A 12192-nucleotide genomic window follows, 5' to 3' on the forward strand; every position below is an offset into this window, starting at 1 on the left:
AGCTGATCCACCGTGAGGCCGGCCGCCATGACATCACCGATCACCGGAAACGACGCTTTTCCGTCGGCGCCGATCCGGTAGTCGCCGCTGATGTCGGGCCATTCATAGACCTTGACCGTCAGATCATCGCCGGATCCGAGCAGATAGTCTGCGCCCGTCGCGCGGCCGGGCAGCAGGAATAACAGAAGCAGGACCACTGCGCAGCTCTGGTATCTGGTCATCGCTGCTTAAAACCTTTCTCGTCGGCCCCGAACCAGGAGCGGCGCGCATCGTCGCTGTCATTCACGTAGTTCGCATATCTCTTTTTGTCATAGAGCACCGACAGCGAGGCGTCGTAGGTCTGCAGTTTCCGCAGCTCGACCTTGTTGAGAACGGTGCCGAGAAGTTTGCGCTCCACCTGATCGTTGCCGGCGAGCGCGGATGCGACCACCTCGCGCGGCGTCTTTCCCCATTCGACGACCAGCAGGAAAGCGTCGAACGCGGACGCCGCCTCACGCACGTCGGCAACGAGGGTCATCGGCGGCAGATCGACTACGACCAGATCGAACAGGGACCCGGCCTGCGAAAGCACATCCTGCAGTCCGGATGCGCTGATCGATTGCTCCAGTCCCGATCGCGCGCTGCCTCCGATCGGAACGAATTTCATGTCGGTATTTGAAAAGCCCCAAAGCGCATCCTGAAGCGCAATCGTCCCGGCGATGATTTCGCCGAGTCCCGCCTTTGCCTCGGGTGCGAGCATCCGGGAGAGTTTTTCGCTATGGCTGGCCGCGTCGACCAGAAGCACGCGACTTCCCTGAGCTGCGGCCACTTGCGCCAGATTTGCGGCTGTCATGGTCTTGCCCTCGGCGGGCAAGGCCGAAACCACGCCGACGATTCGCGCGTCGGGCTGCTCGCGGACCGCCGCGAGCACCCGCCGCATCGCATGCGTCAGGTGCGACTTCGGCAGCCGGATCGCATCGAACAGCGGATTGCGGCTCTTCAATTGCGGCACCACACCAAGGCACTCGGCGCCGGTGACGGCCGCGACCTGATGCGGCGTTCGGATGCTGCGGTCCCTGACATCGGCGGCGAGCGCGCCCGTGACCCCGAACATGAGGCCGGCAAGCAGCGCGGCACCGAGAATGACGAGCGAGCCTGGTCCGTCCTTCCTAAGCGGCGGCGTGGCCGCGGTGATCACCGAGGCATTCGGGCCGAGATCCTTGAGGCGCGGCCGCAGCCAGGGGCTCGCGGACTGGGCGAGCTTGTCGTTGGTGTCGGCCAGCAGGCGGATGTAGTCCTCGCCGATCTTGTTGGCGATGTCCGCCGCCTGGCTCGGCGCGGCCGCTGTGAAGCGGATCTCCAGCGTATAGCTGTCGCCGACGCGCCCGACATAGAGCCGCCGCTTGAACGCATCAAGCGCAACGCGCCGCCGCTCCTCCGGATCGGTCGGCGCGAACTGCCTCAGCAGACTCCGGCGCGCGCCAAAATCCGGATCGTCCGCCAGCTTGAAGCTGTCGATGACCTGGCCGGCGATGCTCTCCGACCGCAGCAGCTCGATCTGGTTCTGGATCAGCGGAACATCGACTTCCGAGCGGGCAAAGACCGCATCTTGACGGCTCAGCTGCAGCGTCTTGTTGTCGATCAGGAGCTTCGTAACCGCGGTGTAGGAGTCATGACGAAAAATCGCGAACAGAACGGCGAGAGCGCCGAACGCCAGGGTGACGCGGATGACGAGCCGCGCGTGCCTGAAGATGCTGTTGAAATGCGGGGAGACCAGCACGGTGTCGCCCTCCTCGAGGGGGCGGGACAGCCTCACTGGGGGACGCTCGAGTTCCTTCAGCATTCCTCATTCCATGCTCGCCGCGGTGCAAGACAACCTGATCGGACCGGCTTAGTTCGATCGCGGCTCTGCGCAGTGGTCGGTGTATTTGGTCAGGATCGACAGGACGGGCGCGTCATGGCCGCCCCGCGGCTCGCTCGACAGCGGGTAGTCGCCCCACCATGGACCGCCGGCCCAATACGCCCCGCCCACCCTCGCCCGTTTCAGCGCGTCGAGCGTGTTGTCGAGGATGGTGAGCCAGCGCGGATCATTGTTGGGCACGCCGTATTCGGTCACCGTGCCCCGGAACCGGCGTTCCCGCAGCCATTGAAGAAACGGCTGCACCCGCTCGACCCCGATCTGCGGATGAGCACCGTCGGCATCGTAATCCCTGTCGTAGGAGCCCTTCGCAGTCGCATCGAAATATTGATGAGCCACATAGACAAGACGGTCCGACGCGTCGGCGATGGCCAAGTTGTCGTTGTGCTCGCGCCAGGACCGCGCGCTGCTCCAGCCGTCGCCGGGAACGTAGAGCCATCTTTGCGGATCGATGTCCCGGATCGCATCGACGGCCGCCTGCGCAATCGACGCCCACGCATTCTCGGTATCGTGCGGTTCGTTCATGATGGTAAAGATCAGCCCGTCCTGGACCGGACGGAAGGCGGTGGAAAGGCGGCGCCACAGGTCGCCGAATGCGGCGGTCGGTACGCTGCGGCTGCCGATCAGCTGCGGTTCTCCATCCGTCACTGCGTAGCGGGCATAGTTGTGCGGCCCCGTGACGAGGACCATCTTCTGTCTGCGCGCAGCTTCGACAAGGGTCTGCAGACGCCCCAGTTCTCCTGCATCCAGATCCGACGACAGGCGCGGCTGCAGGCGCTCCCAGAGAAACGTCACCCGTGCGACCCTGAAGCCCCTCGCGCGGTAATACGCCAGCTGGCTTTCCTGCGGATAGATATAATCCTTGGCGTACTGCCCCCGGCGGCTTGGCGACAATGCCGGTCCGACGATGTTAATCCCGAATTCCGTCCAGGGTTCGGCGGGCAGCGCATCGCATGAGGCTGACGGCCGCGCGGCGGCAAGGCCAAGTCGAGGTTCGAGCGCCGCGGCGATCGACAGGGCAAGTCCGCGTGCAACGTCGCGTCGGTGCAAGACAGATGCCTTGCTCATGCGGCCTTGCTCCGGCAATGCTCCTGCGCGGCGCACCCGTCCAGCGTCCCCCTCGCGTGCGCGAGCATCAGGCGCGCCTGCACGAGACGAAACCGGTCAAGTCGGAACAGACCGCAGGAGACGAGACCGGCCAGCAGGAGTGTGAATGCGCGGACACGGCGCAGCTTTTCGCCGGTCCGACCCGCCCGGCCGCCGTGCTGCGCGCGCGCGGCGGCGTAGGCTTTCGAATACGCCCTATCGATCACCCATTGTTCGGTCATCCGCGATCTCGGGATCGGATCAAAAACCATGGCGTCATTGGCCCAAGCTGCGATGAGCCCGAGCCGCTGTGCCCGAAATGCGAGGTCGATCCATTCGCTGTCATTCGCCGCGGGATTTGCAGCGACAAGCGGCAGCAGGGAGCGTACGGCCGCAGCGCGGATCAATGAATTGTCGACCGCAGGCAGCCGCGGCATGAGCCCGCGCCGAAGTCCCAACCTGTCGAGGAAACCGCCTGCAATCATCCAGTCCGGCGGACGATCGTCGAACACCGCCTTGACGGGCCCGGCGACGAGATCGGCGTCAAATTCCTCCTGGGCTCGCCAAAGCGAGGACAGCCATCCCTTCGACGGCCTCTCGCCGCAACGGAGCAGTGCCAGGAACTCGACCGGCGGGTCCAATGCCAAAGCCATGACCAGCGCCGCGTTGCAGTCCAGCGCAAGCGTCGTATCGGCGCGCGGCGCGACGACGAGCGTTCGCCCGACGTCGGTGCCGATATGCATCCATTCTGTTTCGAGCGTTGCGCCGTCCGGAACGAGCAGCACGATGCCGCCGGCATAGTCCTGGCGGAGAACGGCTTCCGCCGTGTCACGGAAACGCGACCGGTCCGAGCACGGTCCGAGCAGGCACAAGGCAATCCGGGGCTGCGCAAGATCTTGATCCGCGCTGGTTGTCAGCACCTTCACGAAGCCGTCCCTTCATTCGATACATCGACCGGCGACTTGCGAGTTTTGCTTCGCACTGAACTTACGAGTTCGTCGTGCGTTTGTCGGACGTGAGCGCGCGAATACCGACTTCTTTGCATCGGGTTCCTGTTGCGCTGGAGCTCGAAGGCGCGTTCAGCCGTATTATTGGTCACTAATTTAGCGAGGCTTGCCGGTCTTGATCGCCGTTCCAAGTCTGAAGGATGGACAAATGTTCCAAGACGTCGCTCCCATTCGCCACAACGAGTCGCTCGCGACCAATCTCCGCAGGATCTGGCGGTTCGGCCTACGAACGCTCGGTCACGGCGGCGCGGCGCTCGGCAGCTATGCTGTCGTTCCGCTAGATCACCGCGCGGTGCTGTCGGCGACTGATCCGGAGTTCGCCTATGGCGAGGTGCTGGCGCGAATTCGTGCGCAAGAGACCGTGTACGATACGCTGTTGCGCCGGATGTCCCATGCCATGGACCTCGCGCGGGAGACGATCGCACGCGGTGCGACAGACGAGCGACAGCCGTTCTGGAACAACAGCTATTTTCAAGGCAATGACGCCAGCGCGCTGTGGGCGTTGACCGGGCTCCTGCGCCCTTCCCGGATCGTCGAGATCGGAAGCGGGAACTCGACGAAATTCTTCCGCCATTCCATCGAACATCATGGGCTCGACACCCGGCTCGTCTGCATCGATCCGGCGCCGCGGACGGAAATCTCGTCAGTCGCGGACGAGGTTCACTACACGCCGGTTCAACATGCGAGCCCCGATGTGTTTGGCGCCCTGCAGCCGGGCGACGTTCTGTTCTTCGATGGCAGCCATCTTGTCGTTCAGGGCTCCGACACGCAATTCGTGTTCCTGGAGATCCTGCCCCGGCTGCCACGCGGCGTGCTGGTGCACATCCACGACGTCAATCTGCCTTATGAGTATCGCCGCTTCTACAATAGCCGCCTTTATGGCGAGCAATATCTGCTGGCGGCTCTGCTGATCTTTTCACCCGACTGGAAGCCGGTCCTTCCGGTCTATTGGCTCGAGAAGACCGGCCGGCTCATGGTGCCCGACAGTCCCGGCGCCTCGCTCTGGCTCACCAACGATCTGGACTTTCTGCTCAAGCGCATCGCCGTGCCGGGCCAGTGACGCAGCGTGCGCTCGACAACGGCGATGGACGGCGAGCAGCCAGGCCGGTTCCGCAATGTCGCGACCAGCGGCATGGCATTCACCGCAGCTGGACAGGCGATCAAGCTCGCCGTTCATGTCGCGGCGATCATGGCGCTGTCGCGGCTGCTCGGGCCGAGCGAGTTCGGCGTGTTTGCGATGGTTTCGCCTCTGCTGGCGCTCGCCGCGATCATCCGCGATGCCGGCCTGACCAGTGCGGTGCTGCAGCGTCAATCGATCAGCGATGCGGAACTGACAGGCCTGTTCTGGATCAGCATCGGCTGGGGCGGTGCGCTTGCCGCGCTTCTGGTCGCCGTCGCGCCCCTGATTGCCCGCTTCTACGGCGAACCGCGACTGGTCGCCCTCGTTGCTGCATCGAGCGTGATTGTGCTGGCGGGCTCGCTGTCGCTGCCGCAGATGGCGCTGCTCAATCGGGCTCTCCGCTTCGGCACCTTGGCCGCGATCGATGCCGGCTCGTTGGCACTGGGCTATGTTTTGGGCGGAGCCGTCGCCCTGGCGACGGATTCCTACTGGGCACTCTGGGTGGTGAACTGCACGACGGCCTTCGCCATCGTCGCGGCGAGCTGGTGCGCGAGCGGCTGGCGGCCCGGCCGGCCACGCAGCCTGCAGGGCCTCGGCGATATGCTTCGGGTCGGGCGAAGCGTTACGCTTGCCAGCCTGTTCGACTTCCTGCTCCGGAGCGTTGACAATGTCCTGATCGGACGCTTCCGGGGCGGATTTGAACTCGGACTGTACGACCGCTCCTACCGCATCGTGCTGCTTCCGCTCATCTTCGTCTGCGCGCCGCTGGACCGCCTGGTGCTGCCCGCGCTGGTGAGAATGCGCGATGACCCGCAGCGCTACCGCAAAGTCTATCGCCTGGCATTGCAGGCTCCGCTGCTGGCGATCATGCCGGCGATGGTGACGATCATGGCGGTTCCGAGGCCGGTCTGCCTGGTGCTGCTGGGGCAGGAGTGGATCGCGGCGGCTCCGATGCTTGCATGGCTGGCGCTGGCCGGAGCCCTGCAACTGATCACGAGCTCGCTGGCCTCGCTTCTGATCAGCCAGGGACGCGCGGCCGAGCTCTCTGTTCTGAACGGATTGGGCCTCGTACTTGCGTGTACGGCCTTTGTGGCCGGCCTGCCTTTCGGCGCCCACGGCGTCGCGGCGGCCTATGCGATCAGCGAGGTCATTCGATCCCCTCTCGCGGTCTGGCGCGCCACTCGCAGCGGCCCGATCACGGCGGTCGATGTCGGCCGGACCGTGTTTCCGTTCCTGTTGTCCGCAGTCTCTGCCTTTGCGGCGGTGTCCTGGATCGGGGATCACGTTCCCGGTCCACCTGCGCTGCCGATTGCGCTGTCGGTGGCCGTATCCTACGCAATCACCGGAACAAGCCTGTTGTTCACCGCCACCGGCCGGGAGTGCCTCAAGGAGGCCGCCACAATCATGGCCGACATTGCAGCATCGTCAAAGGGCACGCGCGGATACGGTTGGTTGCGACGGCGCCTGGCGCCACTCAGCTGACGTTTGACGAGACCGTGCAGCGGCAGCGGCCATGAGCAGGAACAGGAACGCGTGCACAAAACCCAATCGATAGAAAAAGCCGTCGGTCGGCGCCTGCAGGAAATAGAACAGATAAAGCCCCGCAATCAATGCACGGTGCTGAGCGCACCCGACTCGCTGCCAGAGTTTCAACGCGATGGCGGCATAGACGGCGAGAAATCCGCAATAGAACAGGCCGACCCGAAACACCTCTCCGAGGAAGCCGACATCATTGACGAAGAAATCGCGCCCATAGATTCGCGCCAGTCCCCCATCATGCAACAGCGAAACCGCGCCAAGGCCCAGGAAGTGATTGTCCTCCAGGAGACCAACGACGATACCGAGGGTGTTGATGCGTGCGTTTTCCGCAAGATTGGCCCCGAAGAATTCCTGCATGTTGGGCACCACGGCTTCGACCAGCTGCTCGAACACCACCGGGCCGCGCAGCGATATCGTCACCAGGAAGGCCGCCGTCCCGGCGGCGGCAAGCGCCAGCGCCCAATGCGGACGCCATAACCAGATGATGATCACGGCGGCGGCGAGCGCCGCCAGCGTCAATTGCCGGGTCTGGGCAACCTGCAGCAGCCCGACCAGCCCGACGGTCAGCGCAAGAAGATTGATGGCCCGATGCCTGGAAACAAGGCTTCCGACCAGCCCGGACAGGAACGTGATCGCAAAGCAATCGCCCGGCGCCGACATTCTGAGCCGCCTCGTATCGAGGTCAGGGATCGCTCTGCCGCTGAGTCGGTCCGGAACAATGATCTGCAGGCCGATCGCCACAATCAGATAGATGCAGGCGCAAAGCACCAGCGCGCGCAGGATGTCGGTCACGGTTAGGCCAAACCGGCGGCGGACCGCATCGAAGGCGAACCAATACAGAAACGTCAGAATCCGGCGATCCTCGCCGATCCCGAAGATCGGCGGCTGATCGAACATGAGCCACGCAAAGCCAGCACTGAGAGTCAGCCAGACCAGCGGGAACAGAAAGAAGAACAGATCGAGCGGACGCACCCGGCCGGATGCGACCTGCAACGCGATCGTGATCGATGCAAACAACAGCAGCACCGCGAGCGTCACCTCGAGCAGCAGATAGGGTGCAAGCGGCTGTGTCTCGAATGCCTTTCCGAACGAATGGAAGAACTGAAATGCCGAGCAGAACAATGCGGTCATGAGCACCGTTCCGCTTCGACGCGCGGCATCGGTTCCGCCAGCCCGTACGACTCTTGCTTCGCTGATCCCAGCCACGCTGCCTCATTTCGCATCATTCAGCGCGCTTGCGAGGCACCTGCATCCGATGGAGCTCTAGCGGCGATGCGAGTGCATTAACTTGCGCTAATGTAGCAAACCCACGTGAGAACGCGCGACAGGCGTTGAAGGTCCTGACACGGATAATTCAGGAACTGGCGCGAGCGATCTTAATTGATGCAGTGCGCGCCTGAGGTCGCACGGCTCGGGTCCATGCGGCCTCGAGCGGTGGCTGGCGTTGCTAGCAAGAATGTTCCCGGAGCGGTTCATGTTGATCGTACACGTCGTCCGACAGTTCACACCCTCGATCGGCGGCCTCGAGGATGTCGTGCGCGAGCTTTCCGCGCGCCAGGTCGGCTGCGGATTCGCGGTGCGAGTGGTCACACTCGACCGCTTGTTCATGGCGAAAGCAGATTCGAGCAGCACGCGATTGCCGTCGTACCAGACGATCGACGGCGTCGAGATCGTCAGGATTCCCTATTTCGGCTCGCGACGCTATCCCGTCGCACCGAGGGTCCTGCGCTACATCGCCAAGGCCGACATTGTTCATGTCCATGGCATCGATTTCTTCTTCGACTTTCTCGCGCTGACCAAGTTCCTGCACGGCCGCAGCCTGATCGTATCGACTCACGGCGGCTTCTTTCATACGCGCTATGCATCGTGGCTCAAGTCGATCTGGTTTCGCACCCTGACGTCGGTGTCGATGCACGCCTATGCGGGAACCGTCGCCGTTTCCGGGTCCGATTTCCGTCGCTTCGCACGCATTCGTTCGACTGGTCTTCACTGCATTGAAAACGGCGTGAACACGGACAAGCTCGCAGATGCGGCCAGCCTTTCACCCGTCAAAGGCATGATCTGCGTCGGAAGGCTGTCGAGCAACAAAAGGCTGGACCGCCTGATCGCCTTCCTGAAGCAGGTCCGGCAGCTGGACCCCGAATGGTCACTGACCATCGCAGGTCGCGCGTGGGACCAGAACGCAGACGATATCAGGCACATGATCGCGGCCAGCGGACAACAGAACGCGATCGCGGTGTTGGATTCGCCGACCGACGCCGAAATCCGCGACGTCATGGGCCGGTCGAGCGTCTTCGTCAGCGCATCCGAATATGAAGGCTTTGGTCTCGCGGTCGTCGAGGGCCTTTCGGCCGGTCTGTATCCGGTCCTGTCGGACATCGACGCCTTTCGCTCGCTGGTCGGCGCGAGGCGCATCGGAAAACTCCTCCGCTTTGACGACCCCGTCGCGGCGGCACGGGCCTTCGTCGATGCATGGGAGGAGATCGGCGGCTCCTACCGGAAAGTGCGCGAGAGCTGTATTGAAGCGTCCCGAGCCTACGATTGGGACGCCGTTTCGGCACGCTATCTGTCGCTGTACCGATCGGTGCTGGGCGAACCGGCGCGCACCATCCTGGACGTGCCGATTCGGCTGACGAGCCGAAAGGGAGCTGCACGCCATCTGCAAAAGCGGCTCGCTCTGAAATCACCGCAAATGGTGGCATTCGGCAATGCCAATCTCCTGAATATCGCGCGCGCCGATCGGCACGTGCGCGACGCGCTCCGGCGCTTTCATGTCCTCAATGATGGAGTCGGGACGGACCTTGCGAGCCGGGTTCTTTACGGCGCAAAATTTCCGGAGAATCTGAATGGAACGGATTTCGTTCCCTATCTCCTGTCGGAACTGCAGCACGGCCTGCGAATCTTTCTTCTCGGCGCGCGGCCCGGCGTTGCCGAACGCGCAGCTTGCGCCTTGCAGGTGCAGTTCCCGCAACATCAGGTCGTCGGTGTCCAGCATGGCTTCGGCGACCTCGATGCACCGGCGGTGAGCCAGACGATTCAGTCCGCCAAGGCAGACCTGCTGCTGGTCGGGCTCGGGAATCCGAGACAGGAGCTGTGGCTGGCCCGACATTTTGACACCACAGGATGCACGCTGGGCATCGCCGTCGGCGCCCTGTTCGATTTCATGGCCGGCAAAGTGCCGCGCGCACCGTCGTGGATCCGCTCGGCGCGTCTCGAATGGCTTTATCGACTCTGCGTGGAGCCGCGCCGGCTCGCCGCGCGCTATCTGCTCGGCAATCCACGCTTTCTCTCAAGTGTCGTCGCGCTCTGGTGGTCCGGCGCGCGCGGTTGAAGGACTGTCGACCTTCTTTGGAACGAACATCAGGGGACGACCGTAAGTCCCGCCGGAGATCAACGAATGCTTGAAACAACGCTACCCGGTACCACAGCGCATGCGGACGAGATCGGTTGCAGGCGCGAGGATCGTCCGGCTCTTGCCATGGTGATCGCCGGCACCGAAATGGCGGCGGTCGCCACCTCGACCTATGTCGCTTTCCTCGCCTATCACCTCATCGTGTGGGGAGGACTGCCGAAAGGGCTGCCGTATGGCTGGATATGCACGGGCCTTGCGCTGCTGTACGGCGCCATCTGCCTCGCTGACGGACAATACGATTTTCTCGGTGCTGAATGGAACCGGCGCGCGTTCCTGCATCGCGGGGCGCTTGCCTTCGCGCTCGCCTTCATTTTTCTGCTCGCCGTGATGTTCATCACGGGAACCGTCACCAGCTATTCGAGAGGAACCTTCCTGGCGCAGTTTGCGCTTGGCCTGCCGGTGCAGATCGTTGTTCGGATTTTGTCGTGGCATGCCGTGGAGTTGGCGCGCATGCGCGGCTATTGGGCCGCGCCCGGCCAACTCGTCCTGGTGTTTCCAGGCGTGGAGAAGCCGATGCGCCTGCTTGAACGATTGTCGTCTCGGCAGGAGGAGATCCGCCGGATCTACTATCTGGATCAGGAAAGCCCGGATGCGCAGCTGAAAAACATCCCGAACGAAAGCCGTGCCCTGCAATGCGAGTCGGTGCTGCTGCTGTTCGGCGCCGATGGTATGGACGCGGTCGCCCGCGCGGTGGATACGCTCTCGGAAATGCCGGTGAAGGTTCAGCTGCTGCCGATCGGCATGCTGGATCTGATGAACTGCAGCCGGATCGGATATTACGGCCGCGCCCGCGTCTTCGAGATTGCGTCGGGCCCCGACTGGGCCGTCGATCGCCTATTGAAGCGAAGTTTCGACCTGGTGGTTGCGAGCTTCGCCGGCGTGCTCAGCCTGCCGTTCATGCTGATCGTCGCAGCCCTGATCAAGCTGGACTCGCCGGGACCGGTGCTGTTTAGACAGATCCGCCACGGCTACAACAACCGGCCGATCAATGTGCTGAAATTCCGGACCATGGCCGCAGCTCAAGAGAAGGAGTTTCGCCAGGCGACGCGCCATGATCCGCGGGTGACGCGAATCGGAAGGATATTGCGGCGGACCAACATCGACGAACTCCCGCAGCTTCTGAATGTCATCAAAGGCGAGATGTCGATCATCGGACCTCGCCCGCACGCCGTCTCGCACAACGCGATGTATGATGGCCAGATCGCGCGGATGTCGCGGCGGCATAATGTCAAGCCCGGCATTACCGGATGGGCGCAGGTCAACGGCCTGCGAGGCGAGACCGATACGTTCGAGAAGATGCGGGCGCGTGTCGAACACGATCTCTATTACATCGACAACTGGTCGTTTGCGTTCGACCTCAAGATCCTTCTGATGACGGTGTTCTCGAAGAAGACCTATGAGAATGCCTATTAGAGCCCGCCTGACCCACGATCGCGACGTGACGGCCGCAGCAATTGCCCGACAAGATAGCCGGCCGGCACGAAGACGGCCCCGATGGCGCCGGCCAGGACGGAGTGTGTGAGCGGCGCGTCATTGACGATGTCGTAAATGAGCGAGCCAGCGACGACGACCGCGATGGCGATCAGGACAGCGAACACATTGTAGCCCGTCAAGCACAAACCCACGATGACGCTGAGAAGCAATAAAATCAGCAATGAAAGACCCCCGGCCAAAATTTCTATCTACGATAAATGACGCCATCAGACCAAGACTATTGCAAGCGCTCCTTTTTGCGGCAAGTCGGTAAGCTCATACTCTGCCTGGCAGCGAGTGCGAACCGCTCGTCCGCGACGGCGATGCTGGTTCGGCGTCTCCTGAAGGATCGGTCCGGACCGGGGCCCGCGGCTGTGCACACGCTGCAGTTGCGGAAATCTGACGTCGCGAGTTTCGCCCTGCGAGGCAGTCCGATCTATTTCTTGAACGCAAAGAAGTTGACGCTGGGTGTCGACTGAGCGGACCGGCAAGCCGCCGGTCAGTTGGTCCACGCCGCAAGCTCCGCGCGCATCTTCCCGACCCGATCCGCACGGCGCCTGATCGCGAATGATCGACGCCAGTGTGAGCGAGGTCGCTCCCGCAAGCCGTGGGGACGAGAAAGCTGCGGCGGCGGATCATACCCGATTCCAGTCGAACG

10 protein-coding genes are annotated in these 12192 nt (G+C 63.0%); 4 read left to right on the forward strand and 6 right to left on the reverse strand.

Annotated features, from left to right (window positions below):
- The 4 genes from JOZ76_RS30220 to JOZ76_RS30235 form a co-directional block, all read right to left on the reverse strand.
- Positions 1-197 (reverse strand): polysaccharide biosynthesis/export family protein (locus JOZ76_RS30220; protein ID WP_291704971.1); only part of this gene is annotated, 197 nt, incomplete at its 3' end.
- A gap of 20 nt (positions 198-217) precedes the next feature.
- Positions 218-1822, reverse strand: coding sequence for a Wzz/FepE/Etk N-terminal domain-containing protein (locus tag JOZ76_RS30225; RefSeq protein WP_291704974.1), 1605 nt, complete (start codon positions 1820-1822; stop codon positions 218-220).
- 48 nt (positions 1823-1870) lie between these two features.
- On the reverse strand, positions 1871-2965 hold the full coding sequence (locus JOZ76_RS30230; RefSeq protein ID WP_291704976.1) for a glycoside hydrolase family 5 protein: 1095 nt from the start codon (positions 2963-2965) through the stop codon (positions 1871-1873).
- The gene (locus JOZ76_RS30235; protein ID WP_291704978.1) at positions 2962-3909 is read right to left on the reverse strand and encodes a hypothetical protein; all 948 of its coding nucleotides are present in this window, start codon (positions 3907-3909) and stop codon (positions 2962-2964) included. The genes JOZ76_RS30230 and JOZ76_RS30235 overlap by 4 nt, the downstream gene beginning before the upstream one ends.
- Positions 3910-4138: 229 nt before the next feature.
- On the opposite strand from JOZ76_RS30235, the gene JOZ76_RS30240 reads away from it, so the two are divergent.
- Together JOZ76_RS30240 and JOZ76_RS30245 are read left to right on the forward strand one after the other, a co-directional pair.
- Entirely contained in the window at positions 4139-5050 is a 912-nt protein-coding gene (locus tag JOZ76_RS30240) for a class I SAM-dependent methyltransferase (protein WP_291704980.1), read from the forward strand.
- Between the two features lie 6 nt (positions 5051-5056).
- Complete coding sequence (locus JOZ76_RS30245; RefSeq protein ID WP_291704982.1) at positions 5057-6592, forward strand: lipopolysaccharide biosynthesis protein; 1536 nt, start codon at positions 5057-5059, stop codon at positions 6590-6592.
- On the opposite strand, the gene JOZ76_RS30250 is transcribed toward JOZ76_RS30245, so the two are convergent.
- Positions 6536-7780: a hypothetical protein gene (locus JOZ76_RS30250; RefSeq protein ID WP_291704983.1), complete on the reverse strand. Its 1245-nt coding sequence runs from the start codon at positions 7778-7780 to the stop codon at positions 6536-6538. The two genes, JOZ76_RS30245 and JOZ76_RS30250, sit on opposite strands and share 57 nt — an antisense overlap.
- Positions 7781-8123: 343 nt before the next feature.
- Here JOZ76_RS30250 and JOZ76_RS30255 point away from each other — a divergent pair, with 343 nt between their 5' ends.
- Both JOZ76_RS30255 and JOZ76_RS30260 read left to right on the forward strand, forming a co-directional pair.
- Complete coding sequence (locus JOZ76_RS30255; protein ID WP_291704985.1) at positions 8124-9980, forward strand: WecB/TagA/CpsF family glycosyltransferase; 1857 nt, start codon at positions 8124-8126, stop codon at positions 9978-9980.
- A gap of 66 nt (positions 9981-10046) precedes the next feature.
- Positions 10047-11474, forward strand: coding sequence for an exopolysaccharide biosynthesis polyprenyl glycosylphosphotransferase (locus JOZ76_RS30260; RefSeq protein WP_291704987.1), 1428 nt, complete (start codon positions 10047-10049; stop codon positions 11472-11474).
- Here JOZ76_RS30260 and JOZ76_RS30265 read toward each other — a convergent pair.
- Positions 11471-11674: a hypothetical protein gene (locus tag JOZ76_RS30265; protein ID WP_291704989.1), complete on the reverse strand. Its 204-nt coding sequence runs from the start codon at positions 11672-11674 to the stop codon at positions 11471-11473. The two genes, JOZ76_RS30260 and JOZ76_RS30265, sit on opposite strands and share 4 nt — an antisense overlap.
- Positions 11675-12192: the final 518 nt, after the last annotated feature.

It is taken from the genome of Bradyrhizobium sp. (assembly GCF_019244115.1).
Classification (GTDB): domain Bacteria; phylum Pseudomonadota; class Alphaproteobacteria; order Rhizobiales; family Xanthobacteraceae; genus Bradyrhizobium.

Coding starts and splice junctions, on each gene's coding strand:
- JOZ76_RS30225 (WP_291704974.1), bottom strand. CDS start 1,822: ATGCTGAAGGAACTCGAGCGTCCCCCAGTGAGGCTGTCCCGCCCCCTC.
- JOZ76_RS30230 (WP_291704976.1), bottom strand. CDS start 2,965: ATGAGCAAGGCATCTGTCTTGCACCGACGCGACGTTGCACGCGGACTT.
- JOZ76_RS30240 (WP_291704980.1), top strand. CDS start 4,139: ATGTTCCAAGACGTCGCTCCCATTCGCCACAACGAGTCGCTCGCGACC.
- JOZ76_RS30250 (WP_291704983.1), bottom strand. CDS start 7,780: ATGACCGCATTGTTCTGCTCGGCATTTCAGTTCTTCCATTCGTTCGGA.
- JOZ76_RS30255 (WP_291704985.1), top strand. CDS start 8,124: ATGTTGATCGTACACGTCGTCCGACAGTTCACACCCTCGATCGGCGGC.
- JOZ76_RS30260 (WP_291704987.1), top strand. CDS start 10,047: ATGCTTGAAACAACGCTACCCGGTACCACAGCGCATGCGGACGAGATC.